Origin of the sequence: Mycolicibacterium holsaticum DSM 44478 = JCM 12374 (assembly GCF_019645835.1) — a bacterium.
GTDB classification, from domain to species: Bacteria; Actinomycetota; Actinomycetes; order Mycobacteriales; family Mycobacteriaceae; genus Mycobacterium; species Mycobacterium holsaticum.
The window spans coordinates 5530964-5556250 of sequence record NZ_CP080998.1; the positions used below are offsets into that span (position 1 = coordinate 5530964).

The 25287-nt window shown below is 64.9% G+C and carries 27 protein-coding genes and 1 pseudogene; 3 read left to right on the plus strand and 25 right to left on the minus strand.

The window, feature by feature from the left end; translation table 11 throughout:
- Nucleotides 1-16: 16 nt before the first annotated feature.
- The 14 genes from K3U96_RS26335 to K3U96_RS26400 form a co-directional block, all read right to left on the minus strand.
- Complete coding sequence (locus tag K3U96_RS26335; RefSeq protein WP_230982303.1) at nt 17-295, minus strand: DoxX-related protein; 279 nt, start codon at nt 293-295, stop codon at nt 17-19.
- Between the two features lie 37 nt (nt 296-332).
- Nucleotides 333-770 (minus strand): hypothetical protein, encoded by a 438-nt coding sequence (locus K3U96_RS26340; protein ID WP_069405909.1) that lies wholly within the window; start codon nt 768-770, stop codon nt 333-335.
- A gap of 74 nt (nt 771-844) precedes the next feature.
- Entirely contained in the window at nt 845-1285 is a 441-nt protein-coding gene (locus K3U96_RS26345) for a hypothetical protein (protein WP_069405904.1), read from the minus strand.
- A gap of 58 nt (nt 1286-1343) precedes the next feature.
- A complete protein-coding gene (locus K3U96_RS26350) occupies nt 1344-1769 on the minus strand; it encodes a hypothetical protein (protein WP_220691614.1) in 426 nt (141 codons plus the stop codon).
- A gap of 45 nt (nt 1770-1814) precedes the next feature.
- On the minus strand, nt 1815-2471 hold the full coding sequence (locus K3U96_RS26355; RefSeq protein ID WP_084223862.1) for a hypothetical protein: 657 nt from the start codon (nt 2469-2471) through the stop codon (nt 1815-1817).
- Between the two features lie 33 nt (nt 2472-2504).
- The gene (locus K3U96_RS26360; RefSeq protein WP_220691615.1) at nt 2505-3176 is read right to left on the minus strand and encodes a hypothetical protein; all 672 of its coding nucleotides are present in this window, start codon (nt 3174-3176) and stop codon (nt 2505-2507) included.
- Nucleotides 3177-3231: 55 nt separating this feature from the next.
- The gene (locus K3U96_RS26365; protein WP_230982304.1) at nt 3232-4188 is read right to left on the minus strand and encodes an MlaD family protein; all 957 of its coding nucleotides are present in this window, start codon (nt 4186-4188) and stop codon (nt 3232-3234) included.
- A complete protein-coding gene (locus tag K3U96_RS26370) occupies nt 4185-5180 on the minus strand; it encodes an MlaD family protein (RefSeq protein ID WP_220691616.1) in 996 nt (331 codons plus the stop codon). Before K3U96_RS26370 ends, K3U96_RS26365 begins: the two co-directional genes overlap by 4 nt.
- Nucleotides 5177-6283, minus strand: coding sequence for an MlaD family protein (locus K3U96_RS26375; RefSeq protein ID WP_084223553.1), 1107 nt, complete (start codon nt 6281-6283; stop codon nt 5177-5179). Before K3U96_RS26375 ends, K3U96_RS26370 begins: the two co-directional genes overlap by 4 nt.
- The gene (locus tag K3U96_RS26380) at nt 6283-7263 is read right to left on the minus strand and encodes an MlaD family protein (RefSeq protein WP_220691617.1); all 981 of its coding nucleotides are present in this window, start codon (nt 7261-7263) and stop codon (nt 6283-6285) included. The genes K3U96_RS26375 and K3U96_RS26380 overlap by 1 nt, the downstream gene beginning before the upstream one ends.
- On the minus strand, nt 7251-8255 hold the full coding sequence (locus K3U96_RS26385) for an MlaD family protein (protein WP_069406899.1): 1005 nt from the start codon (nt 8253-8255) through the stop codon (nt 7251-7253). The genes K3U96_RS26380 and K3U96_RS26385 overlap by 13 nt, the downstream gene beginning before the upstream one ends.
- Nucleotides 8252-9364 (minus strand): MlaD family protein, encoded by a 1113-nt coding sequence (locus tag K3U96_RS26390; RefSeq protein WP_220691618.1) that lies wholly within the window; start codon nt 9362-9364, stop codon nt 8252-8254. The genes K3U96_RS26385 and K3U96_RS26390 overlap by 4 nt, the downstream gene beginning before the upstream one ends.
- Nucleotides 9365-9373: 9 nt before the next feature.
- A complete protein-coding gene (locus tag K3U96_RS26395; RefSeq protein ID WP_069406897.1) occupies nt 9374-10168 on the minus strand; it encodes an ABC transporter permease in 795 nt (264 codons plus the stop codon).
- Between the two features lie 50 nt (nt 10169-10218).
- Entirely contained in the window at nt 10219-11046 is an 828-nt protein-coding gene (locus K3U96_RS26400) for an ABC transporter permease (protein ID WP_235848212.1), read from the minus strand.
- A gap of 522 nt (nt 11047-11568) precedes the next feature.
- Between K3U96_RS26400 and K3U96_RS26405 the strand changes: the two genes are divergently transcribed.
- Together K3U96_RS26405 and K3U96_RS26410 are read left to right on the plus strand one after the other, a co-directional pair.
- Nucleotides 11569-11874 (plus strand): hypothetical protein, encoded by a 306-nt coding sequence (locus K3U96_RS26405; protein ID WP_230982305.1) that lies wholly within the window; start codon nt 11569-11571, stop codon nt 11872-11874.
- A gap of 53 nt (nt 11875-11927) precedes the next feature.
- Nucleotides 11928-12236 carry a DUF732 domain-containing protein gene (locus K3U96_RS26410; protein WP_220691619.1) on the plus strand — a complete coding sequence of 103 codons (309 nt, stop codon included), beginning with the start codon at nt 11928-11930 and terminating at the stop codon, nt 12234-12236.
- Between the two features lie 128 nt (nt 12237-12364).
- Here K3U96_RS26410 and K3U96_RS26415 read toward each other — a convergent pair whose 3' ends face one another.
- The 11 genes and pseudogenes from K3U96_RS26415 to K3U96_RS26465 form a co-directional block, all read right to left on the minus strand.
- The gene (locus K3U96_RS26415; protein WP_220691620.1) at nt 12365-13525 is read right to left on the minus strand and encodes an LLM class flavin-dependent oxidoreductase; all 1161 of its coding nucleotides are present in this window, start codon (nt 13523-13525) and stop codon (nt 12365-12367) included.
- 61 nt (nt 13526-13586) lie between these two features.
- A pseudogene (locus K3U96_RS26420) lies at nt 13587-15220 on the minus strand (FAD-dependent oxidoreductase).
- Nucleotides 15217-17415 (minus strand): molybdopterin-containing oxidoreductase family protein, encoded by a 2199-nt coding sequence (locus K3U96_RS26425; protein ID WP_220691621.1) that lies wholly within the window; start codon nt 17413-17415, stop codon nt 15217-15219. Before K3U96_RS26425 ends, K3U96_RS26420 begins: the two are co-directional and overlap by 4 nt.
- Before the next feature lie 96 nt (nt 17416-17511).
- Complete coding sequence (locus tag K3U96_RS26430; RefSeq protein WP_069406902.1) at nt 17512-17994, minus strand: DUF456 domain-containing protein; 483 nt, start codon at nt 17992-17994, stop codon at nt 17512-17514.
- On the minus strand, nt 17991-18722 hold the full coding sequence (locus K3U96_RS26435) for a methyltransferase domain-containing protein (protein ID WP_230982306.1): 732 nt from the start codon (nt 18720-18722) through the stop codon (nt 17991-17993). Before K3U96_RS26435 ends, K3U96_RS26430 begins: the two co-directional genes overlap by 4 nt.
- Nucleotides 18723-18778: 56 nt before the next feature.
- Nucleotides 18779-19495 carry a haloacid dehalogenase type II gene (locus K3U96_RS26440; RefSeq protein ID WP_220691622.1) on the minus strand — a complete coding sequence of 239 codons (717 nt, stop codon included), beginning with the start codon at nt 19493-19495 and terminating at the stop codon, nt 18779-18781.
- Between the two features lie 52 nt (nt 19496-19547).
- Nucleotides 19548-20519: an NADPH:quinone oxidoreductase family protein gene (locus K3U96_RS26445; RefSeq protein WP_220691623.1), complete on the minus strand. Its 972-nt coding sequence runs from the start codon at nt 20517-20519 to the stop codon at nt 19548-19550.
- A 10-nt stretch (nt 20520-20529) separates the two neighbouring features.
- A complete protein-coding gene (locus K3U96_RS26450) occupies nt 20530-21393 on the minus strand; it encodes an SDR family oxidoreductase (RefSeq protein ID WP_069404740.1) in 864 nt (287 codons plus the stop codon).
- Between the two features lie 11 nt (nt 21394-21404).
- Nucleotides 21405-22805, minus strand: coding sequence for an aldehyde dehydrogenase family protein (locus tag K3U96_RS26455; protein WP_069404741.1), 1401 nt, complete (start codon nt 22803-22805; stop codon nt 21405-21407).
- Between the two features lie 101 nt (nt 22806-22906).
- Nucleotides 22907-23842 carry a class I SAM-dependent methyltransferase gene (locus K3U96_RS26460; protein WP_220691624.1) on the minus strand — a complete coding sequence of 312 codons (936 nt, stop codon included), beginning with the start codon at nt 23840-23842 and terminating at the stop codon, nt 22907-22909.
- A 77-nt stretch (nt 23843-23919) separates the two neighbouring features.
- Nucleotides 23920-24555: a TetR/AcrR family transcriptional regulator gene (locus K3U96_RS26465; RefSeq protein ID WP_069404743.1), complete on the minus strand. Its 636-nt coding sequence runs from the start codon at nt 24553-24555 to the stop codon at nt 23920-23922.
- Between the two features lie 147 nt (nt 24556-24702).
- On the opposite strand from K3U96_RS26465, the gene K3U96_RS26470 reads away from it, so the two are divergent.
- Nucleotides 24703-25269, plus strand: coding sequence for a TetR/AcrR family transcriptional regulator (locus K3U96_RS26470; protein WP_220691625.1), 567 nt, complete (start codon nt 24703-24705; stop codon nt 25267-25269).
- The last annotated feature ends 18 nt before the right edge of the window (nt 25270-25287 follow it).

Genomic DNA, 25287 nt, shown 5'->3' on the forward strand with positions numbered 1-25287 from the left:
GGCTCTCATAGGGGCATCACCGGTTGCGCAGGAAGCTTCCCGCTAGGTAGCACACATAACCGACCATTGCGACGATCGCAATCGGTCGCGTGCGGCCGACTGCGATGCCTGCGCCCAGCGCGGTTTCGATACAGCCGTTGATGAAGACGTGCTTTCGGGTGTCCCTCCCGAAAACCGACGCAACCATCGAATCGAACAATTGCGGGGCGATGAAGTGCGCGACCCCAGCACCAACCAATCCTAGCCCGGCCAATTGTGCACGCCGCGCGCGAATTTCCCTAGCGGCTACCACCACTTCAGCACCTCCAACGCGTGCTCGGACTCTGAAATCGTCACGGCGGGCTGAGCCACGTCCCGGTCGGCGTGACGAAGAACTTGAACGGACCGCGCGAACAGTAGGTGCTGGAGTCGGCCATCGTCGCGCACCGCGTGCCGTTGTACTCGATGTAGCTGCGAGCCGGTAACTCACGCTCGGCGCGCCCCGGGGGGAACTGTATTCCGAGCAACCAGTCGTACCGGGTGACGATGTTTCCGTTGACCCAGCCGACGTTGTGGGTACCGGGTGGTGCGCCTCGGATGTCACCCGCGCAGCCGAAGCTCCCGCGGTCCCAGATCCCGCAGTTGAGTCCTAGCGGCGTTGAGAACCACACGCCGCCCGCACTCGCGGTGAAGTAATCGTCGTATTTCACCAGGTGGTAGGACCTCAGAATCAGATCGCTGTCCGGATACGGATCGGCGGTCGGTTCCGAATGTGCCGCGGGCGACACCATCACCGACAGGTTCGCCGTGAGGACCCCCGCAACGAATAGGTGCCGGATCAGCCTGAATCGCTCCCGTCTGCGTGTCACGGCAGGTTTCCCGGCGACGATTGGTTCACCGATCGGTGTGGCACACTGCCGTAGCACGTCACGTTCCCGACATCGAGGATGCTTTCGCAGAGCAGCTCTCCGCCTCGATAGATGCGCACCGTCACGAACTTCCCGAGCAGGACCCGCCCAACGGTCGCTGCCGTACGGAAGTTCGGCCGCCAATCCGCACGTAACTCGGCGCCGTCGGCCGTCGGGCTCGTCGCATTCACGACGGGGACCGTCAGCCGCCACGGCAACGGAACATGCTGGAGCATATGCTTACCCGCGACGTCGCGATACTCGAGGCTGGCCAACCCGCCGACTGAATCCGAGAAGATCTCGTACGTAACCATGTCCTGCGCATGCGCGGCCGGCGCTTGCATCACGCTCGCAAGACCCCCGAATACCGAGAACGCCATCACTGCGATCCGCTTCATGCGGCTCCTTTCCAAACGCAATTGGGTGAATGCGCGGCCGCTTCTCGCGGCCGCAGGTTTACCCAGCCAGCACCACGGTGCTCATGATCCAGCCGGCTGAATTCCCCTGCAGCACGCTCAACCCCATATCGCTGTAGGAGCAGTCCGGAATGTCGCGGTAGCCCTGCAGCAACAGGGCTTTGATCGAATTGGCTTCGGTCTTTCCCGCTCCGTACAAAATTGTCGATTTACTGCCTGGATAACCCAGATCCTTCAGCAGTGGCATCGCATCGGGGACCGGCACGGCGCGCGACCCCTGGTCGAGCCAAACGTCGTTGGACTCGTTGATCTCCTTGGCGGCCTGCTCAACGATCGGGTCAACCTGTAACGATCCGCAAGATGCTGCGCGAGCTGCATCAACCGCCGCCTTCAGCCTGTCTACCGGGTCGGCCTGCGCCGGCGGCGCCAGCGCCGTTCCGGCGATCGCGACGGCCAGCATCGTCACCGCCAACCCTGGGTGGCGAATTAGTCTTCGCGTCATCACTTGCTCCTATTCACACACGTGTGAGCGGTGGATGTCGCTGCCCCACCGCTTCGCCTTGTGCACCGACGGACCGGTGAACCAGTTCGGCTGATGGGCCAGGATTCCGTTGTTGACGTTGGACAACTGTTCCCACAACTTGAAGAAGGCCTCTCCTTGATAGATCGGGAAGTAGTTGTCGCCGAATGGATTCTGGGCCTGGGTGAGCGCCCGGGCGCGAGGGGTCAGGAAGTCGACCGCCTTGGCGATGTTGCCGGTGACGATGTCCACCTGCTGCCCGATGTTGCCACGGGTGTAGTCGTAATCATTGCCGTCGGGGGCGATCCGGTTGAACTGGAGACGGTCGATCTGCGCACGCAGGGTGGCGTACTGGAGATTGAACCACTGACACATCTCACCCATCGCCGTGATGTCGGCATCGGTGACCCTGTTCCTCGTCTGGTCGTACGGAAAGGGGAACTTCGGCTGCCACCCCGACGCGACTGGCGTGACGACCGGCAGCGGGCGGATCAGATCACTGTCCGACGGTGGGGGCGGCGGTTCACCGGGGCTGGCACCGGCGGTCGCTCCGGTGACGAGGGCCGTCATCGCCAAGGCCACCACGCCCAGGACGGCGCGCCGCCGACGCGCGCCCGGGCGCGTTGAAAAACGACCATTCAGCGTCATCACGACGACCTCAGTTCTTCCACATTCCGGGTGTCAGTTCGGCTCCAGCGCCGAGCCGATTCCTCCGACATCTGCGATCTGCCAACTGTTGTTGCTGTCGATCGTGGTGCTGTAGGTCGCCGTGGACTGCAGCGCCTCCGGCGACTGAATCGTCTTCGTTTGCACACTGACGAAGCTGTCTACGACGTAGACGCCGTCGTTGCTGGACCTGACCTTGGCGACCAGCGGTCGCGCGCTCGAACTCCATTCCAAGGGCACGAGGACCTGTTCCATCGAGGCGGCCGCCTCGGTCAATTTCTTAGTCAACTCCGGGGTCGTGCCCGCAACCAGCTTGGCCTTCCACGCTTGGAGGTCTTTGTAGTCCATCGTCGCCGCGTTCACCGCGTAATCGAGCGCCATCTTCTCCGCGCGCGAGTTGTTTGCCGACGAAGCGGCCTGTGCGTCAAGCTGGCTGCGCGCGTCCATGTACAGCCAGCCGACGACCGCAACCGCCGCGATCAGCACCGCCATTGCCACACCGACGATCAGGCTGCGTATACTGACCGAAACCGAATGCGGCTGGCGCGCCGACTTCGGGTGGGAAGGTTCTTCCTCTGCCCCGGGGGTAACTGCGGGCTCGGGCGCGGAATCGGCCGACACCGCCTCGGTAGCCTGTGAGTTCTGCACTCCTGCAGCGGTTTCCGTTGCGTCTGTCCCGGTGTCCATGGTTACACCTTTCGTTGAACCGTCTCCGCGGCACGCGTGATCATCAGTGCCTGCGTCACGGTGTGACACGCAGCGTGATGGTCCCGTCGGGCGGAACTGTCTTGAGTATGTTGTCCAGGAGCTGTCCGGTGTCGAAATTCATCAATGTGGCGGCAATCATGTTCAACTTCGGCTGCAATGCCTCACCCAGCACCTTGAGATCACCGCCCCGATCGTCGAGGAGCCCCTGTATACGCGCCATGAGTTTGTTCAGGTTGGAAACGTTGTGGGGTTCACCGCGGTGATCGAGGATCGGCACGTGCTTCATGAAGTCCTGATATCCCCTGCTGAACTCCCGAAGGCGTGGTGTGAGGCTGATCAGAATCGGACTGACCCATTCGGCATTCTTGAGCAGCGTCTCGAAATTGCCGAGCAGCAGCCGCCCGCGACCGTCCATCTCCTCGACGGTGTTGTTGAGCAGAACACTCGCGCGCGAGATATTCGGTAAGGCTGTATTCGGGTCCGGCAGGGCGGCGTCGGCTTCACCGATCACGCGTTTGAGGGCGCCGGGTTCCATCTGACTGAGCACGCGCGTCACGCTCGTCGCCAACTCCGAGACCGACGGCGGCTGCACAATTTCCTCGGTGGAGAACCGCTGACCGCTCTGCAACATCGGTCCACCCGCACTGCGCGGCATCAGCAGGATGTAGGACTCGCCCAACGCCGACAGATTCTCCAATCGCAACTCGGTGTCGACTGGGATCTGCTGGTTGCCGGTGACGTAGAAATCCACGGTCGCGGCCTGAAGCGACGTCGCGGTGCTGGTCACCTTGCCGACGGGCACACCGCGCAGCAGCACATTAGACCCGACCACCAGCCCGTTGATGTCCGGAACCTCCATGGACAAGGTGGTTCGATCGTCGGGCGGAGCGACACGCAGTCCGAGTGCGGCAAAGTAGGCGAGAACGAACACGACGATCGCACCGAACGCCAGGAAGGAGATCACGTCGCGCAGCCTCACGGCGTTTCTCATGGCATCGCTCCCAGCATCCGCAGCACGTCTTGCACGTTGCCCGACAACTCCCGGCCGTCCGGCCCCACGATCGACGTGATGTTGATCGCCGGATATTTGTCCTGCGGGAGGAATGAATCGGTGAAAAGCCTGCGCCACTTGGGTATCTCGTCTTCGACCGCCACCTTCGAGTGCTGAACCGCATCCATGGTGTCGGCCATCGAGTTCAGGAACGGCACCAGCCAGTAGCCACCGGAGCCAATGCTGCCGACACCGGGTAGCAGGGTAGCAACGAAGTTGCTGAGGGTGATGAAGCGCTCCATGTTGAGCTGACCAGCGGGTGCGAGCAAGAAGTCGAACTCCGGTATGTGCGCGTTCAGGGTGGCGGCGGTTCGCGACGCCCCGTCGAGCAGTTCGTCCACCTGATCGATGTTCGCTGAGAGCGCCTCGAGGCTTTCGTCCACCTGCCCCGTCAGACGACGTACCTCTTCACTCGACGGAGTCACGCGATTGAGCCTGACGACGGTGTTCTGTGCCCGTTGGATGGACCCACTCGACATGAAGTTCGCGAGGCTGGCGATCGTGTCCTCCAACTGTGGCGGAGACGTCGTCTGGGCGAGGGGGATCGACGCGCCCGGCGACAGTTTGGGCGCGGATGGAGTTCCGACCGGGGGACGTTCCAGCGCGACATAGATGTCGCCGAGGACCGTCGTCTGCTCGAGCACCGCCTGGATGTTCGATGGGACGGCGACGTCGCGGCCCAACCGCGCGGTGACCTTCACGAAGTCCGGATCCAATGTCATATCGGAGACAACGCCGACGGTCACACCGTCAAGCATTACTTTGGTGCCTTCGGGTAGGTTCAGGACGCTCTCGAACTCCATGCCGATGTCGTAACCGTCAGCGAAAGACGCACCCGGGCTGGGGATTGCGTTGAAATTGACGGATGCACATGACGAAATCGCCACAGTGCAAGCGGTTACGAACGCGACCCGCGCGAATTGCCGCCTCATCGGTTCGCCTCCGTCAGAACGTACTGAAGCAATGCGACATCCACCGCATACGGGGTGCCCTGCACGTTGGCGCAACTGCCCGGCACCGACGCATTCATGATGTTGCACTGCAGCACACCGTCCGGAGTGCGGACACGGTACAGCGGCGGGCGATACCGAAGGATCTCGGGCTGGTGGCTGTTGACCTGGTTCACCACGCCGTTGAGCAGGCGGGGCGCGATATTCAGAACGCTCGCGTAGAAGGGGGCGCGTGGCGTCATCTTCCTGATCTGGACCGACACCGCGTCGAGTGTCTGCTGGATCTGCGGGCCGAGCTGGGACTCGAGGTCTGCGGCCATCGTGAGGACGGGAATGATGCCCTCGTACGCCTCCGTGGTGTGCCAGCTGACGGTCACGAGTTCCGGTGCGATGAAATCGGCATCGGAGAACACACCCTTCAATGTCGGTTCCAGATCGACCAGGCTGGACGTCAATACACCGAGATTCGTGGTGATGGAACCCAGATCACCGATTGCCTGGTCGGGCGAATCCAGCACCGATGCCGTGGTGGTCAGCAGCATGTTGGCGTTGGGTCCTTGGCCGCGCAGCGCCTCGTCGAAGCCCTGCAGGACACCGGCGACGTTCGTCGAATCCGCCGGGCTGATCGAGTTGACAAAGTCGGTCGATGCGCCAATCACCTCCGAGAGGCTTTTTGGCGTCATCGAGCGGCCGAGCGGAATACACTCGCCGACAGCCAATTTCGGTCCTGCCTCATAGTTGCCGACGAGTTCCAATGACCTGTCAGCCAGGATTGAGGTCGATCTGATGACCGCTTGAACGTCTTCCGGTAGGGACCGCTGTGCATCGACCGTGAAGTCGACGCGGACCGAGGTTGGCGACGAGGTGATCGCAGATACCCTGCCGATCTCGTAGCCCATCTGGCTGACCGGGTTGTTGACATACAGGCCGATGCTGTCGGGCATGATGGCGCAGTACTGGGCGGACTGTCCTTCGCGCACGGACGCACACGAACCGCAGGCCAGCGTCACGACCGCAGCGATCGCCGCGGCCACCGCGCGCCGGCCGCGGCGAGAACGCACGGGGTCAGAAGGCGTCGGGGTCATCAGCACGGACTCCCCGGAACCGGCATGCAGATGTCCGTGGCCAACAGTGCGGGGCTTGCATTCTGCGCGTCCAGAATCCGGTCGAGCAAGTTCTGCACGCGCTTGAGTGCCCGGATGGTCAGGTCGTTCCTCTCCACGAACAACCGTCCCTTGTGCAGATACTGCTGGACTTTCTCGACGAACTGCACTCGATGGCCTTCATAGAAATCGCCGACGGTCTTGAGTTGCATGAGCGCCGTCCCCAATCCGCCGATCGTGGCCGTCATTCCCCCGTTGTAGAGAACCAGCGTCTGGGTCAGGATCGATACCTTCCTAACCAGCTGTTCAAACTTGTCGCGGTAATCGGCGAGCGCTCGAATGTACTCATCGGACATGTTGAGGATGTTGCTCACCTGTCCTCGCTGCCGGTCCACCGCCGACATGATCGCGTTGCCCGCATCGACGACGGTGGACACCACCTCGACGTTCGTGCCGGTGAGGCCCTGCTGGAGTTGGTTGAGCGACTCATTCAACGGTTTGGTGTTCACGTTTTCAGTGATCTTGGTGGAGTCGGTCAGAGTACGAATGAGGTTGTACGGCATGGTTACTCGAGCGAGGGGGATGGCGGCATCGCCCAGTGGGCTGTCACCGATCGATACCACGTTCACGTAGTAGCCACCGACAACGGTGAGCATCCGGACATCGACCTGCGACTGGTCACCGACGAATGCGTCGTCGTTGACCCGCGCGGTGACCCGGACCTGCGTCGGCTCAAGCGAGAGTTTCTCGACCCTGCCCACGGTGATACCCGCCATCCGTACGTCGTCACCGACACGGATCGACGCTGCGTCGTCGGTATAGAAGGCGACAAGCTTGCTCTGACCCGGCGGGTGGAAGTAGATGTACGCCAGCACGAGCGCCACCACGAGCGCGAAGGCGATTGCCAGCGCACCCCAGGCGATCGGGTTCCGGAGCAGCCCTGGCGTTTTCAGCGATTGCATAACACCACCCTTTGCCCGTTCAACAGCACGTCCATCGTCTCCGGTAGTTGAAGGCGACCCCGCGTACACGGCTCAACCGCTCCGTCGTTCTCACCGGGCGGTCTGATGTTCTCGTTCATCACCGGGACCAGCTTGAAGGCGTCGAAGAAATTGTCGAGGTTGCTGAATGCGCGATCCAACGCCTCGTCGATATTGTTCCCCGGCTTGAGCCCCGCACTGTTGAGCAGTCGGACGACCGGATCAAAGAAGCCGTGCCCGTACAACAGAGACTTGCGGAACTCATCCAGGATCGTCAGCGCCGCGTCTACTGGCTGATTGAACAGATCGATGAGGTGGACGAACTGCGCGGATTTGCCGGCGATGGAGTCGGCCACATCGGACAGATTGCGCATCAATTGTGACACGACCTCTTGGCGGTTCGAGACGAACTCGGTCAGGCTGCGCATGCTGGCCAGCAGCGGGGCCAAGCCGCTGCCGTCGCCGGTCAAGAACGACGCCGCGTTCGCGGTGAAGATGTTGATCTCTTCCGGGTTCAGCGTTGCCAGCACGGGTTGTAACCCGTTGAACAGCGCGGTCACGTCAAACGAGGGTTGGGTCATCGAGGTCGGCACGGCCGTGATGAGATCGGCTGCCGGGTAACCCTGCGCAGGGTTGGTGACGTCGATGTAGCGCACGCCGGTAAGGGCCTGGAACTTGATCGCAAGACGCGACATGGCAACGATGCCGTACTGCTTATCGAGGGTGAACGTGACGTTTGCGACGTTCTGTCCGTCGCGGTGCACGAGGTCGACGGCCTCGACCTTTCCGACACGAACGCCACGGACACGTACGTCGCCGTCGGGATGTAATCCGGATACATCGGTGAATTCGGCGGCGTACGTCCGCGTCTCCATCGCCACCGGGTTGGTGAGGGTATTGGAGAGCAGGACAAACAGCCCGACCGCGACTGCGATGGCCAGAAAGATGCGCCACGATGAGGCCCGCAGACTCATTCCGCACCTCCCATTACGATTCCCAGAGGTGCCGCCACACCGGGCAGGCTGTCCAGCACGACGCGGACCGACATCGCCCGCTGATCACCGTTGCCCGCGTATAGCGTCTCGAATCGGGTCCGTAACTCCGCGAGCTTCTGGGCGATGTCGCCTGGACGCAGCAGCGGTGGCGTCGTGTCCGTAAGCGCTTTGATCCCGGAGATCATCGGGACCAGGTCATCCACATGACTGCCGAGCAGTTTGCCCACGGCCGCGAAGAGACCCTGTGAGGCGGTTCGACTGAATTCTGTGGTGACGTTCTGAAAGAACTCCTCGCTGACATCGGCAAGGTTCGGCACCGTCACCCCCTCCAGGAAGGGCGGGGTGATCGGCCGCGCGATCGTGGCCGCCGGCGGGAAAGTCTGACCCGGGTAGTAGCTGTAATCGATGAGCCTTCTGGTGGACTCGATCGCGACGTCGTTGAATTCCGGGAACGCCGCGACGATCGATGTCGTATTGGCCAGCAGATGCTCGGTTGGCACGGTCTGCACGTCGGCGACCGCCTGCGTCACGCTGATCGCGGTTTCGAACAACGGATTGAGCCCGTCGGTGTACCGGGTGACACGGTCCATGACCTGGATCAGCTGCGGTGTCAAGGAAGCCGTCGACACGTCGCCAAGCTGCGCAAGCAGCTCCGACAGGGTGAAATTGCCCGTCGGCTGCACGCTGACCTCACTGCCGTCGCGAAGTACCTGCCCGCCGGGTTTGGGATCCAGGTTTATCCCTGAGACGCCGAAGTAGTTGATGGTCCGGAAGTCAACGCTCATCGCGTCGGTCAGGCCGTGCACCGGCGTCTTCTGCAAGTCCGTGACCAACCGGACGCCCCCGTCTGCCGTAGTGGCGACGTTGGCGACCCGGCCTACCTCGACGCCGTGCAGCACGACCGGGGTGCCCGCCTCCACGCCCTGCCCGACATAGGGCGTGTTGATCACGACCGAAAGCCGATCGCCGGACCGGCCGCCGAACGGGTTCGCGGTGAACAGGAGCGCAACCAGGGCAATGCAGAGCAGCACGACCAGACCGATGCTCGACAACACCCGGTCCTGATACTTCGTTGAGCCTCTAAGCATGGCGGCGCGTTATCCTTTGAATACGAACTCGGGTTGCAGACCCCACAGCAGCACTGTGGTCGTGACATCCAGGATCATGATCGTCACCAGGCTTGCGCGCACTGCCCGTCCCGACGCCTCGCCGACGCCCACCGGCCCGCCCGACGCGAAATAGCCGTAGTAGCAGTGGATCAGCGTGGCCGCAACGCAGTACGTGGTCGCTTTGATCAGCGAGTAGAGAAGATCTATCGGCGTCAGGAACTGGATGAAGTAGTGGTCGTAGGTTCCGCCCGGTTCACCGCTGAGCGTGACCACCGTGTCCATCACGAAAAAGGTCGCCACCAGTGTGAGCAGGTAACCCGGTATGACGCAAAGCAAGCCGCCGATCATGCGCGTGCCGACCACAAACGGTATCGGCCGAAGACCCATGACCTCGACCGCGTCGATCTCGTCGGAGATCCGCATGGCACCGATCTCGGCGGTCATTCGGGTCCCCGCCTGCGCGGCGAACGCGATGCCGGCGACCAGTGGTCCGATCACCCGCACGGCCCCGACCCCGCCGATCAGCCCCGCCAACGGTCCGAACCCGATGATGTTGAGGGTGGCGAGCGCCTCGATCGCCAACGAGGCGCCAACCGCCATGCCGAGGATGAGCAGCACGCTGATCGTGCCGCCGTCGACGATAAGCGAGCCCCTGCCCCACCCGAGGTTGATCGTCGCAGCCAAGGTTTGTCGGGTGTATCGGCGCACCGTCAACGGCAGGTAGAAGAACGTCTGCCCGATGAACAGGGCCCACTGACCGACTACGCGCAAGGGCTTCGTCATAGCGCGCGTTGTGAACACGCGGTTATGCCACAGAACGGAGGGGGCTGCCATTACGCGATCGCCGTCGGAAAGAACATGGTCTGTATCTGGGTGATCGCCAGATTCGCGAAAACGATGAGCACGACGTTGATCACGACCGCCGCGTTAACGGCATCGGCGACACCTCGCGGACCGCCCTTGGCTTCCATCCCTCGCAACGACGAGATGATCGCCACGATGGCGGCGAAGATCATGCTCTTTGCGATGGCGAACCATACATCGGTCATCTTGGCGAATGTCCCGAAAGAGTTCCAGAAACTGCCGGTGGCCACGTCGTTGACCGTGACCGAGAGCAGGAAGGCGGCGCCGGCCCCCGACGCGATGATGATCAGGCACAGAATGGGAGCGATCAGGATGAGCGCCAGGAACCGCGGCACCACCAGGCGACGTACCGGGTCGATGCCGAGAACCCGCATGGCATCGAGTTCCTCACGCATGGCGCGAGCACCGAAGTCGGATGCGATGGCAGACGCCGCGGCGCCCCCCATCAGTAGCCCCGCGGTGATGGGCGCACCCTGTCGCACGACGCCAACGCCGCTGGCCGCGCCGAGCAAGGCGGTGGCGCCGACCTGGGCAACCAGGCCGGATGTCACGATTGTGACCATGGCGCCGAATGGGATGGCCATCAGCAGCGCGGGGATCGCGGTCACCTTCAGCAGGACCCAGGCCTGCCACAGGAATTCCCGCACCGGCAGCCGAAGTGTGATCGCGTCGACGACCGCGTAATACAGCACGTCGACGGCCAGACGTACGCCGCGACCAGTGGTGCCCGCCGCGCGCGTCGGAACAGCGGCCGCCTTCGACGCCGCCTGACCCGCGGTGGCCACGGCCGAAGTCAAGACCTGCGGTGACGCAGAGCCTGCGACCTGTTTGGCCACACTGCCCCCTTTCTGCCCTGCTTAACGACCCGACTGCACCCGCTGAGACTAAAACACTAACCAGGTTAGTAAATCACGCTGTGACGATGACCACAAACCCCTTTCTAGCCGACGCACCGCAGGAATTTACGCCTTTGCAAGCAACCGCGTGCAAAACCAGCAAATGTCGGGTCGACTCGCGGGTGACGGCGACGGGCTGCGGGCCTTCCGGCACGATGCGTCGATCCAGCTCCGCTCTATCCCGGGCGTGACGTTGGATCAGGTGAAATCAGTTCGGGGGCACAATGGTCGACATCGCCGACTTGGAAACCTCCCTACATCACCGGGATCTCGGTGAGTCCGTCGGAAACCCGGTGAATGCGCCCCGCCACATGTCACACTTGCGCCAGCAAGCGATCTGGTGCAAAGGTGCAGCATTCGGGAAGCAAGATAGGCCCTGGACTCGCGGCCGTCCCGATCACCTGCCGCAGGGAGGAGACAGCGTTGACCATCGCAAGGCATCTCTTGATGGGGTCGCTTCTGGCACTCGTCGTACCCCTGACGGGCGCGCCTTCTGCCTCGGCCGAGCCGTTGACCCCGTTATCCCCCGCTGAGGTGGAGTACCTCACTCAACTACGCCAGGTCTTCTCGCAATACCGCGATCCCGCGGAGTTCCGCAGCGACGGCGAGTTGCTGAGCCTCGGTCGTTATGTCTGCGAACAGCGGGACATCGGTATTGTCGGCTCCGGGGCGACGATGGTCACGCCCGCCATCTCGCAACTGGCATTCCTGCACCTGTGCCCGAACTGACCGCATGCCCATCGGGATAGTGACGAACACCCTTCTGCCACAGAGGAATCCGAATGCATAAAGTTGCGATCGCGATCGGAGCCGCACTCATCGGGGTATCGCTTGTACTGTCGCCGCCAGTACAGGCCGACAACTCCGGCTTCGTGAGCCAACTCAAGGGTCTCGGATTCCAGCAAGCGTCTGACAACTTGATCAGCACCGCACGGTCGGCGTGCTATTTTCTCAGCCTCAACAGACACCCCGGTCAGGTCACAGATCGCATATCTCGATACCTAGCCGTCGACGCCGACTTAGCCAGAACCTTCTTCACGCTGTCGGTCAACGAGTACTGTCCGCAGTACCGCGATCGGCTCGGTAGCTGAGCGGAGGAGATTTCCCATTAGCTGGGGGCGGCATCGGGGGCGGTCGCGGTTTTAGTTCACCTGGTTATGTTATTTGCCCGCCGACTTCGCCCGCAACCAGCGCACCGCCTTTCCGCCCGCAACGAAACCTAGCCGCCCTTTTCGGCCTCGTACTTCTTGGTCATGTGCTCGATGGCGCTCAGCTGCGTCGCCGCCAGGTTCTCCCGCACGTCGGTGGCGCGGGCGGCTGCCTCCAACGTCGGCTGCGCCTGGCCCTGGAAGTGCGGAATGACCTCGGCCGCAAAGAGTTCCGCGGATCGTTTGGTGGCTGCGGGGTTGGCCCATTCATGGCCCATTTGCAGCATGCACCCGAACCCGCCGGACTGGTCCACCAGCCGCTGCACCTGCGCGCGGGCCTGGTCCGGGGTGCCGATCACGCCAGCGCCGGCGCCGTTGATGACGTCGACGACCTCGTCGATGTTTTCGCCGGGCACCTCCATCTGCGGGAACGCCGCGACCTTCTGGAAGTAGCGGTACCAGTGTTCGATGCCGAAGCGCACGTCGGCGCGGGCCTGTTCCTCGGTTTCGGCGATGTGCATGGGGCACACCAGCGACCAGTTGCTGCGGTCGACCGTTGCGCCGAACGCGGCCGCGCGTTCCTCGGCGATCCCCCAGTGGTGGGCGAGCGCATCGAACCCCTCCACGACCAGGGTGGCGCCGATCGACAGCAGACCGATGCCGTGCTTGCCGGCCAGCCGCGCACCCGTCGGTGAGGCCACCGCGGCGACCGCCAACGGGATGCCGTCCTCGGCGTAGGGGGCCAGCTGCAGTCGGGCGTCATGCAGTTCGTGGGTCGCGGTCTTGGCGGTGACGGTCTCACCGGCCAGCAGCCGCACCACGATGTCGAGGTTGGTCTCCAGCAGTTCGCGGGTGTCGGTGGGCGTGAGCCCGATCATCGCCGCGTCGGTGGGCAGCGAACCCGGGCCCATCCCGCCGATGATGCGGCCGCGGGTGAGGTGATCGAGCAGCATCAGCCGATCGGCGACCCACAACGGATTGTGATAGGCCAGCGAGATCACCCCGGTGCCGAACCGGATCCGCCTGGCCCGCTGGGCGGCCGCCGCGATGAACACCTCCGGCGAGCTGATGATCTCGCTTCCCGCCGAATGGTGTTCACCGATCCACGCCTCGTCGTAGCCGAGGGCGTCGAGGTGTTCGACGAACTCGAGGTCGCGCTGCAACGCCAGGGTCGGGTTGGTACCCGCGCGGTGAAAGGGTGCGATGAAGTATCCGAACCGGAGCTTGGCCATGCGTTGAACCTAGCCAAATCCGTGGTCGGATTAATGCGTTAGGTGAACCCCGGCGCGGACGTCACCGTGCCGCAGCGGCGAGCAGCTCATCGACCGCCGTCAGCTTGATCCGGGGGCGGCCCGCTTCTAGTCCACGCTCACGTTCCACTCGGTCGATTGCCCACCAGCCGTGGAGGTCGACACGGTGCGGTTGGTGCGCGTCGAGCAGACTGTCCAGGGCCGCCCGGTCTCCCGACGGGGTCGGGAGTTGGCCGGCCCGGTAATCCTGCAGCAACGCGGTTACGGCGCGCAGCGCGCATTCCTTGTTCGTCCCGATCACCCCGGACGACCCGCGCTTGACCCATCCCGTGGCGTAGACCCCGGGAACCGGGTCACCGTCGGTGCCCAAGAGGCGCCCGTCTCGGTTCGGTAAGCGCTGCCCGGTCTCGTCGAATGGCAGCCCGGAAATCGGCTGGCTCGCAAAGCCGATGGAGCGCAGCACAAGGCCGGCGCTCAGGCGCTCGATTTCGTTGGTCACCACTAGCTGCGGCACCCCCGTAGCGTCGTACTCGTTCCGCGTCAGCGCCAAATCGATTGCCTCAACGCGCCCGCTGCCGTGCAGGGCAACCGGAACAGCACCGAATCGCAACACGACGCGGCGGTGGCCACCGACCTGCGGGGCCTGTGCGATTTCGCGGAGGGTTTGGACCTTGAGCGCGGTGGCGTAGGCCCGCACCGGGTCGCCGCGTTGCGAATCTGCCGGCGCAGGGCGCAGGGCGTCTGCCGGCACGATGTCAATCCGGACCCCCGTCTGCTGCAGTCCGAGCAACTCGGGAGTGGTGAAGGCGGCCTGCTCCGGCCCGCGCCGGCCGACGACGACAACCTCCCGGATGCGGCTCTGGGCTAGCGCCTCAAGCGCGTGATCGGCGATGTCGGTGCAGCGCAACCGTTCCACCGGCAAGGTGAGGATGCGGGCGATGTCCAGTGCCACGTTACCGTTGCCCACGATCACCACGCGGTCATGAGAAAGGTTTACTTCCAAACCGGCGAATTCAGGGTGCCCGTTGTACCAAGCGACGAATTCGGCGGCGCCCATGCTGCCGGGCAGATCTTCGCCGGCGATCCCGAGGCTTCGGCTGTGCGGTGCCCCGGTGGCGTAGACGACGGCATGGTGTAATGCCGCCAGATCAACGTGGGTGATATCGGTCCCGATCTCGGTGTGGAGGTGGAGCCGCACGCGCGAATCTGCTGCCGTCCACGCGAATTGGTCGATCACCCCTTTCGTGTTCTGGTGGTCGGGGGCCACACCCGAGCGCACCAGTCCCCAGGGTGTGGGCAGCCGATCGAAGAGCTCAACCTGCACGTCTTCGCCGCAGCGCAGCAGATGCTCGGCGGCGTAAGCGCCGGCAGGACCGACACCGACGATGGCGACCCGCAGCGGTTGACGCGCGCTCATCCGGGTGCCCGGACGAAGTAACCGGCATTGATCGCCACGAAGGGCTGTGCCTCCGCGGGCAACTCGGTGTCGGGAAAGATTGCGTCGACCGGGCACTCTTCCGCACATGCGTTGCAGTCGATGCAGATCGCCGGGTTGATGTAGAGCTGCTCGGCATCGGCATACCCGGCCTCGGCAGGCGTTGGATGGATGCAGTCGACCGGGCACACCGAAACGCAGATCGCGTCGTTGCAACACCCATGGGTGATCACGTAGGTCACGGCAGGCTCACGTCCGTTTTCGACGACGCCGTGTCGTGCTGGGCGGCCGGGTTGAGGCGCACGGCCGTGGAGTTGAATGCCGGAACCTGTGAAAACGGGTCGAGACGCGTATTGGATACCAGCGCGTTGCGATTGACCCCGAAGGACTGGGGCGCTGCGCCCGATACCGGGTCGAAGACGCGGCTGCCCCAGCCGTGCGGCACGCAGACCACACCCTGGCGCATCGCGTCGGTCACTTTCGCGCGAAGCTCAACGCTGCCGACCGACGACGTCAGCCGCACCAGATCGCCGTCGTGTACTCCGGCGCAGGCAGCGTCCCGCGGGTGCACCTCCACCACGCTGGTCCGTTGGGCGGCGAAGAGCCCCGGCGATTCGTTGAGCCAGGAGTTCATCGCTTCGCGGACGCGCTTGTTCACCAGGAGCAGCGGGAACTCCTCATCGGTCGAGGGTGGTGTGGCGAGCGCCGCACGCACCGCGCGAAGGAACCGATCGGGTGCGGCGTGCACCTGTTTGTCGTCGGTGACAATCACGTCGGCGAGGTCGCCGAAGCGGGGTTCGCCGAAGAGCCAACCGTGTGGGTGGGCACGAATATCACGCCACTTCAGCCGCCGCCCCGATGCCACCAGCAGGCGCGAGACCCACTCGGGGTTCAGCGCCAATGCCCGCCGACCGGTGCGCGCGGCGACCCACCGTGTCGCGCGTATCACCCGGTTGACGCCGCGGCGCCCAAACAGGTTGCGGCCCATCGCCAACGCGAGTTCGGTGAAGAACTCCCACTCTTCCATGACACCGTCGGGCGGGCTGACCGCGCGCTGCGCGTACTGCACGAACGGGCGCTCCTGAACGTTGGCCAATAACGGACTCAGCTCTTCGCGTTCCAGCCAGTGCGTCCCGGGAATGAGCCAGTGCGCGTGGCGGTGGCTCTCCCGCTGCACGAGATCAACGGCGACAAGCAGGTCGAGACCGGCAAGCGCAGCGTCGAGTGCTTCACCCTGCGGACCGCTCACGACGGGATTGCCGAAGGCGATGACCATGGCGCGAATCTGACCTGGCCCCGGTGTCGTGATCTCGTCGGGCAACTCGGCAACCGAGTGAAATCCGAAAACAGGTGGATTCCGGCGCAACCGGGTCTGGTGCCGGTTCGGCGACCCGAACAACTTGAGGACTCTTTGCAAGTCGACATAGCCGCGCTCGTATCGACGACCGCCGGGTCGGTCCAGGCGATCGGTGACGATGTTCAACAACTGCCCGAGCCACTCGGCAATCGTGCCGTACTCGCTGTGCGAGACGCCGGTGTGGCTGAGACACATAGCGGTTCGGGCGCTTCCGAAGCGACGCGCAACGTCTTCGATGACAGCGCGCTCGACGCCGCAGCGCTGCGCGAGTTGGTCAAGGTCGGCTTCGGCGGTCAGACGCTTGACAGCATCGATACCGGTGACCGGGACGGCGCTCGGGCGCTTGTCGAGGCCGAGTTCGAAGATGACCTTCAGCACCCCAAGCAGAAACGCCCAGTCCTGCCCGGGCAGCACCGCGACATGGGTGCGCGCGCGTTCGGCGGAGGTCGAGCGTCGGGGATCCACCACGATGACGTCGGCGCCATCGCGCTGGCGCTGCAACACTCGGTTCCAGCCGGAGGGGTTGCTGTCTAGCCAGTTGAACCGGCTTTGGGCGGGGTCCATGCCGACCAGCAGGAAGCAGTCGCAGGCGTCGATGTCGGGAACAAGACCGAGATAGCCGGTGCCGTAGAGCTCCTCGAACACCACGTGGACGTTGTTCTCGTCAAGTGAGCCGACCCAGAACCGGTTGCCGGTGCCTATCGCGTCGAGAAGGCCCGTCCAGAACGTCGTGGTCGAGAACGAAAAGCCCATCGGGTTGCCGTGGTAGGTGGCAACCGCGTCGGGACCGCCCCGGTCGATGATCGCGTTGAGCCGCTGAGCGATATCGGCGATGGCCTCTGCATAAGTCGCCTCGACATACTCACCGTCGGCCACCCGGCGCATCGGCCGGGTGATGCGGCGCGGATGCTCGATGACCTCACCGGCGGTTTTTCCCTTCCGGCAAAAGTCGCCCCACGAGTACGGGTTCTGCCGATCCGGGGCGATCGAGAGAACGCGATTGCTGGCCTCGTCGACCTGGATCTCGAGGCCGCAGTTCGTTATACAGATCTGGCAATAGGTGTTGACCGTCTTCGCCATCTCGGTCCTTTCATCGCGGCGGCACCAGGCAATTAGATAACCACGTTAGATCAATGGGGGTATAGCGGCGGGCGTATTGCCGAACGGCCAGATACGTCAGCCTGCGAGCACCCCGCACACCCAGACCATGGTCGCCAGCACCGCGCCCGTCAGCTCGACACCGACCGACAGCGCGACACCCTTGACCGCGTGCTTGGTCGACGTCCACGCCAGCCGCTGGTCGCGGCGATCGGCGAGTTCGGCCAGGTACACCCCGAGCACGAAGCCCAGCACCAGTCCCAGCACCGGGATGACGAAGAACCCGACGATGCCGAACACCGCCCCGACGAACAGGACCCACGTGCGCACCTCGGCCGCCCGCATCCGTTTCATCGGCCACAGGTACTTGATCAGCAGGGCTGCCCCCAGCAGCGCGGTCACCACGCCGAACGTCACCCATGCCGTGAGGTCGTTCTCGATGACGGCCCACACCGCGATGGCCGCGAACACCAGCAACGTGCCGGGCAGCACCGGGACGAGGATGCCGACCAGCCCCACCGCGATCGCGAGTGCGACCAGGACGATGCCGCCAGCGCTCACGGTCGGTGCCCGCGCACCCACTGGATGTTGCCGAAGGTCTTGGTGCGAACACGCTCGAACCCCGCCTGCTCGAACAGGTCGCCGAGCTCGTCCTCGTCGAAGAAGTGCGCGCCGCTGCTGGGCAACAGCCGCAGCGGAGGCGGTACCGTGCCGACGGTCGGCACCATGATCGCGATACGCCGGCCGGGCCGTAGTACCCGGAACATTTCCCCGATCGCAGAGGCCGGCTCCGGCACCAGCTGCAGCACGGCCAGCGACGTCACCGTGTCGAAGACCGTGTCGCGAAACGGCAGCCGCTGGGCGTCGGCGCGCAGGAAGCCCACATTGGGGCCGGCGTGGGCCCGGACCGCACGGGCCAGCATGGGTTCGGAGATGTCCACGCCGAGCGCCAACCCATCCGGTCCCGCGGCGCGCGCCAGGGCGGCGGTCACGTTGCCGGGGCCGCTGCCGATGTCCAGAGCGACCCCGCCCTGCGGGATGTCCAGCCATTCGATCGGCGTTCGCCAGGGCCCGAAGAACCGGCGGGCAAAGGCCTGCGCGTTGTCGTACAACAGCGAACCGATTCCCGACGCCCACGCGGCCTGGATGAAGCCGGTGTTCCGCGGCGTCGCGGGGCTCGACTGCTCACCGAGCAGATCGAGGTAGCCCTTGCTGACATCGAGGTCCGGCGGCGGTTCGGTGAAGAGTTCGATCGCCCGGCTCAGCGCGGGCGGCAGCGCGGTGGTCACGGATCCACGCTACGCCTCGCGATTTGGGCGTGATTTCTTTCGCTGAGCGAAAGAAATCACGCCCAAATCGCCCCCAGCTTGTCGGCGAGGTCCAGGAAATCCGTTGCCGTGACGTCGAACTCGCCTTCGTCGTACCGCGGCGGCGGGCGCCCGGGGCCGCGCTCGAGCGGTCGGACCACATACCCGGTCATCAGCCCCGCGCTGCGCGCCGCCCGCAGATCGCTGGGATGCGCGGCGACGAGCATCAGCTCACCGGGGGCCACATCGAGAAGCTCAGCGCAGCCCAGGTACGCCTCGGGGTCGGGTTTGTAGTGCCGGAACAGCTCGGCGGAGATGACGCAGTCCCACGGCAGCCCGGCCCGCTTGCTCATGTTGGTCAGCAGCGAGACGTTGCCGTTGGACAACGTGGTGATGAGGAACCGCTGCTTGAGCCGGGTCAGCCCGGCCACGGTGTCGGGCCACGGGTCGAGCCGATGCCAGGCACGGTTCAGCTCGTCGATCTCGTCGGCGCCGGCCGATGTCAGCCCGACCGCCTCGAGCAGTTCGATCAGGATCATCCGGTGCAGGTCGTCGATCTTCATCCACGGCAACTCGCCACGGCGGACCCGGTCCATCGCGGGGACGTAGCCGGCGCGCCAACTGTCGGCGACCGCCGCCCAGTCCCGGTGCGCGTCGTGGCGGCGGCCGAACGCCTTGAGCTCGGCGATGATCGACGACCGCCAGTCGACGACGGTGCCGAACACGTCGAAGGCCAGCGCCTGTGGCTGTCTCAACACCCGATGCTCGTCGCGAAAGCGTCCCCCGCGAGGGGGCAGTACCCCCGCCTCACTGCGGCTCCAGCACGACTTTGCCGAGCACCCCGCCGTCGGCCAGGCTTTGCAGCGCGTCGGCGCCGTTGGCCAGACTGAAGCGCACCGGGGGCGGCGGCCGCAGCCCGGCCTTGACCAGTTCGCCGACACCGGAGGCGAACACCGACTGCGAACCCGGTACGCGGTTGACGTACTCGCCGTAGCCGACGCCGATCACCGCGACGTTGCGCAGCAGCAGCCGGTTCACCTTGACAGTCGGAATGCCCTGTCCCGCCGCGAACCCGATCACCAGCAGCCTGCCCTCGATGGCCAGCGCCCGCACCGCGTCGTCGAACGCCTCGCCGCCGACCGGATCGACCACCAGGTCCGCACCGCGGCCGTCCGTCGCGTCCTTCACCGCCTGCAACCAGCCGTCGGTCAACGGCAAGACCACGTCGGCGCCGAGCGATTTCACGAACTCGACGGCGTTGGGGCGGTGCACCATGGCGATCACCTTGGCGCCCAACGCCTTGGCGATCTGGATGCTGGCCACCCCGATGCCGCCCGCCGATCCGAGCACCAACACCGTCTCGCCGGGCCGCAGCCCGCCGCGGCGGGCCAGCGCGAAGTACATCGTCTGGTAATTCCCCATCAGGGCAACGGATTCGGCGTCGTCGAGGCCCTCGGGGGTGGGGGTGACGTTGGCGGTCGGCACCGCCACCTGTTCCGCCCACCCGCCGAGCATCGCCATCGCCGTCACGCGTTGACCGGGCCCGAACCCCGAATCCTGGGGGGCCGACCGCACCACCCCGGCCACCTCCATGCCCGGGATGAACGGCGGTTCCAGCCTCAACTGGTATTCGCCGCGCAGCAGCAGCAGGTCGGGAAAGCTGACCCCGGCCGCGCCCACGTCGACGACCACCACGTCACGGTCTGCGGTGGGTGCGTCGACGTCGGCGTAGTCCAGCCCCGCCGGACCGGAAAGTTCCCGCGCGACAAGCGCTTTCATATGGTGACGGTCAGCCGATGCTGAACGTCGCGCGCTGTGCCGCCGACAGGTCGGTGATCTCGCCCCACTTCGCGGCGACGTCGTCGACCGACGGCACCTCGGTGAACGTCACGCCTTCGTTCTGGAACAGCGCGGTGCGCTGCACCTTGCCGCCGCCGACGATGAACACCGATGCCGTTTCGGGCACTTCTTCGGTGCACAGGTAGGCCACCACCGGCGCCACGTACTCCGGTGTCAGCTTCTCGAACACCTCGGGCGGCAGGATGTCCTGCGTCATCCGGGTCGCGGCGATCGGCGCCACCGCGTTGGTCTTGATGTTGTACTTCGCGCCCTCCTGGGCCAGCGTGTTGATCATCCCGACCAGGCCGAGTTTGGCCGCGCCGTAGTTGGCCTGGCCGAAGTTGCCGAACAGCCCGCTGGTCGAGGTGGCCACGACCACCCGGCCGAAGCTGTTCTCGCGGAAGTGCGGCCACGCCGCGCGGATCACGTTGTACCCGCCGTAGAGATGCACCTTGAGCACCGCGTCCCAGTTCTCGTAGGACATCTTGTGGAAGGTGCCGTCACGCAGGATGCCCGCGTTGGAGACCACACCGTCGACCTTGCCGAACTCGTCCACGGCGGTCTTGATGATGTTCTCGGCGCCCTCGGGCTCGGCCACGGAATCGTAGTTGGCCACCGCGCGCCCACCGGCGTCCTTGATCTCCTTGACGACCTCGTCGGCCATGTTGTGGCCGGCGCCGGTGCCGTCACGGGCACCGCCGAGGTCGTTGACGACGATGCTGGCGCCCTCTTTGGCGAGCGTCAACGCGTATTCGCGTCCCAGACCGCCTCCGGCCCCGGTGACGACGATGACGCGGTCCTGCACTCCTGGCATGAGATTCCTTTCTAGAACAAACGTTTGGCGAGCTTAAGCGCCTTCTCTGTATACGGGGGATAGATGAAGGCTCCGACATCGGGTCGGGTCGGCTTGGTCATCACGGTCTTCTTGTGGCTGAACTGCTCGAAACCGTACTTGCCGTGATAGGAGCCCATCCCCGAGGGGCCGACCCCGCCGAACGGCAGCTTGTTGGTGGCGAAGTGGAACAGCAGATGGTTGATCACCATGCCGCCCGCCGACACCTCCTTGATCACCCGCTCGCGGATGCTCTTGGTCTTGGTGAACAGGTAGGCCGCCAGCGGCTTTGGCCGTGAGTTGACGAAACTGATTGCGTCGTCGAGGGATTGCACGGTCATCACCGGCAGGATCGGCCCGAAGATCTCGTCGGTCATCAGCGGCTCGGCGGGATCGGGGTCGACGACGACGGTCGGCTGGATGCTGATCTTGGACGCGTCGGATTCACCGCCGATGACGACGTTGCCCTTGGTGGCGGCCAGCGCGGAGGTGAGCCTGTCGAAGTGGCGCTCGTTGACGATGCGCTTGCCGCCGGGGTTCTCGGCCTCGAACGTCGTGACCGCTTCTTTGATCTTGTCGACGAGTTGGTCCCGGATCTTCACGTCGGCCAGCACATAGTCGGGCGCGATGCAGATCTGGCCGGAGTTGATCAGCTTGGTCCACGCGATCCGCTTGGCGGCGACGTCGAGGTCGGCGTCGGCGGACACGATGACCGGGCTCTTGCCGCCCAGCTCGAGGGTGACCGGCGTGAGGTGCGGTGCGGCGCCTTCGTAGACCTTGCGGCCGATCTCGGTGCCGCCGGTGAAGCAGATGTGGTCGAAGCCCTGCGCGATGAGTTCCTGACTGACCGCGCCGTCGCCCTCGACCACCACGATGGCGTCGTTGTCGAGGTACTTGGGCACCAGTTCGGCCATCAGCGCCGAGGACGCCGGGCACACCTCCGACGGCTTGAGCACGACGGTGTTGCCCGCCGCGATCGCCCCGATGGCCGGCCCGAGCGTCAGCACGAACGGGAAGTTCCACGCGCCGATCACCAGCACCGTGCCGTAGGGCTCGTATTCGACCCAGCCACGCCCGGGCAGCTGCGACAGCTCGAGCAGCCGGTAGCGGCGGCGGGCCCACTTGTGCACGTTCTTGGCGGCGTCCTTGGCCTCTCCCGCGGTGCTGGCGATGTCGGCCAGCCACGCCTCGAAGCGGTTGCGGCCGAGATCCTGGTGCAGCGCTTCGGCGATGGCGTCCTCGTTTTCGGAGACGAGCCGTTCCATCGCGCGGAGCTGCTGTTTACGCCAGGCCAGATCCCTGGTGCGTCCGGTCTGGAAAGTGTCGCGGAGCTTACGGACGACGCCGGGTATGTCGGTGGCGGGTTGCGTGGGCGCGACGAATTCAGTGGTCATGGTGGGTGTCCTTCCTGACCCGAGGAATACCCGATCCTAACCAACCGGTTGGGACGCCTGTAGGGGCAACTTCGTGCCCCTCCTATCGCCCGTTCGGGCGGTCAGCGCCGCTCGGCGGTGACGAACGACGAGAACGCGTCGTCGCTGGACTCCTCAAGCGGCAGCACCCAGCGGTCCAGGCGCCGCATCTCGTCCTGGGAGGTGACGGCCGCGGATCGCCAGCCGTGCATGTCGAGCCACTGCGCGACGTCGGCGCGGTCGGGGTCGTTGTACATCAGTTCGCCGACGTCGAGCGTGTCGTCCATGCCGAACTGGGCGGCGATCCCGGCGAACCGGGCCCGCATTTCCGCGCGACGGTCGTCGGCCTGCACGCCGACGGTCTCGGCGGCGACCCGGCTGCCGGGTGCGCTGAGCGCGGTGATCTGTTCGAACAGCCGGTCCTGCGCGTCGGCGGGCAGGTACATCAACAGGCCCTCGGCCAGCCAGGCGGTCGGCGCGTCGGGGTCGAACCCGGCGTCGCGCAGCGCCTGCGGCCAGTCGAAACGCAGGTCGACGGGGACCGCCTGGCGTCCCGCCGAGGGCAACGCGCCCTGCTCGGCCAGCCGCGCGGCCTTGTACTCGAGCACCTTGGGTTGATCGATCTCGTACACCACGGTGCCCGCAGGCCACGGCAACCGGTAGGCCCGTGAGTCCAGGCCCGAGGCCAAAATGACGATCTGGCGGATGCCCGCGGCGGTGGCGTCGGTGAAGAACGCGTCGAAGAAGTGCGTGCGCACCGCCTGGTAGTTGCCCATGTGCTCGAAGATCGCGGCGACCTCGGGGTCGGCCTCGGCCACCTTCGCGTTGAACGCGTCGTCGAGGATGAACTCCCAGATGCCTGTCCCCGCACCCTGTACGAGCACCTTGGCGAACGGATCGCGGATCAGCGGCTCGTCGCGGTCGGTCTCGGCGGCGCGTGCCGCGGCCACCATCACCGCGGTCGAGCCGACGCTGGTCGCGATGTCCCAGGTGTCATCGTGGGTGCGCAGTGAACTCATAGTTCGTCAATGTTATCCGAATAACTTAGTTCAGCTATCCGAGCTGTGGGCGACGTCACCGTCCCCGGGTCGCGGCCCTACTGGCCCAGACGCCACAGCTTGTTGGCCATCAGCAGCTCGAATTTGTCGATCACCGCGGCCAGTTCCTCGTGGTTTCCGACGAAACCGGCGTAGAAGCCCATCCCCCACATCACCGCGATCAACATCTCGACCAGGTGCTCGACGTCGGTGTCGGTGCTGAGTTCGCCGCGCTCGATCGCATCGTTGATGGCCCACGTGATGAAGTCGCGGGAGTTCTTCAGCGGGTCGTGCTCGTCGCCGCCTAGTTCGGGGTGCCGCTGGGACTCCAGCACCGACGTCACGAGGAACGCCGCTGCGGAACGGTCCTCGGAGTCGGCCTGCATCGCCGCGGTGAAATAGGCGGTCAGCCGGTTGAGCAGGTTCGTCTCGGCCTGCGCCCGGTTCGTCCCCGCGCTAACTATCATCGCGTTGGTTTGCTCGACGACTTCGCGCCACAACACTTGCTTGCTGGCGAAATAGTGGTTGATCGCGGGCCGGGTGAGGTCGGCGCGCACGGCGATCGCCTGAAATGTGGCGGCGTCGTACCCGAGTTCGCTGAACACCTCGCGAGCCGCTCGTATGATGCGCTCTCGCGTCTCAGCGGCCTTCGCTGCGGGGGGACGGCCCGGGCCTCTACTCGCCGTGTGCGGCACGTTGCAAATTGTGCCACACGTCAGCAGCAATAACCGCAGCGGTCACACCTGTGCCGACGCTGAGCGCTCGCCCAGCAAATTTTTTCGGCGCGTCGCGTGCGCGTACGCCGTAGAGATGAGCGGGTTGACGAACTAGGGTCGCGTCCCATGGCGAGCGTCGTATCGCGTGAGGCGTACTTCGAGACCGGCCTCGACGTCCTGTCCGACCTCGGCTACGGCGGGCTGAAACTCGCCGAGGTGTGCAACCGCCTCGGTATCACCACCGGATCCTTTTATCACTATTTTCCGAGCTGGCCGGAATACACCAAAGAGCTCGTCGCGCACTGGATGCAGGTCCGCACCGTCCGTGTCGTCGACACCGTGCGGGCCGAGCCCGATCCGCGCCGCCGCATCGACATGCTGGTGCAGATCGGGTTGGGGCTGCCCCACGGGGCCGAGGCCGCGATCCGGGTGTGGAGCGCCGTCGATGCCCACGTGCACGCGGTGCAGACCGCAGTGGACCAGCAACGCTACGACGTGCTCTACGACTCGGCCCTGGAAGTCCTGCACCAGGCGCGCCAGGCGCACCTGTTCGCGGCGTGGGCGGTGTATTTGCTGGTCGGGTACGAACAGGCCACCCTGCCGCGCGATGCCGCCACGCTGGAGTGGATCGCAAATCAGATGATCACCGCACTGGACTCCGGTCGGTTCGCGTCGGTCTCCGACGGTGATTGAGGCGCGCACCATGGTCGC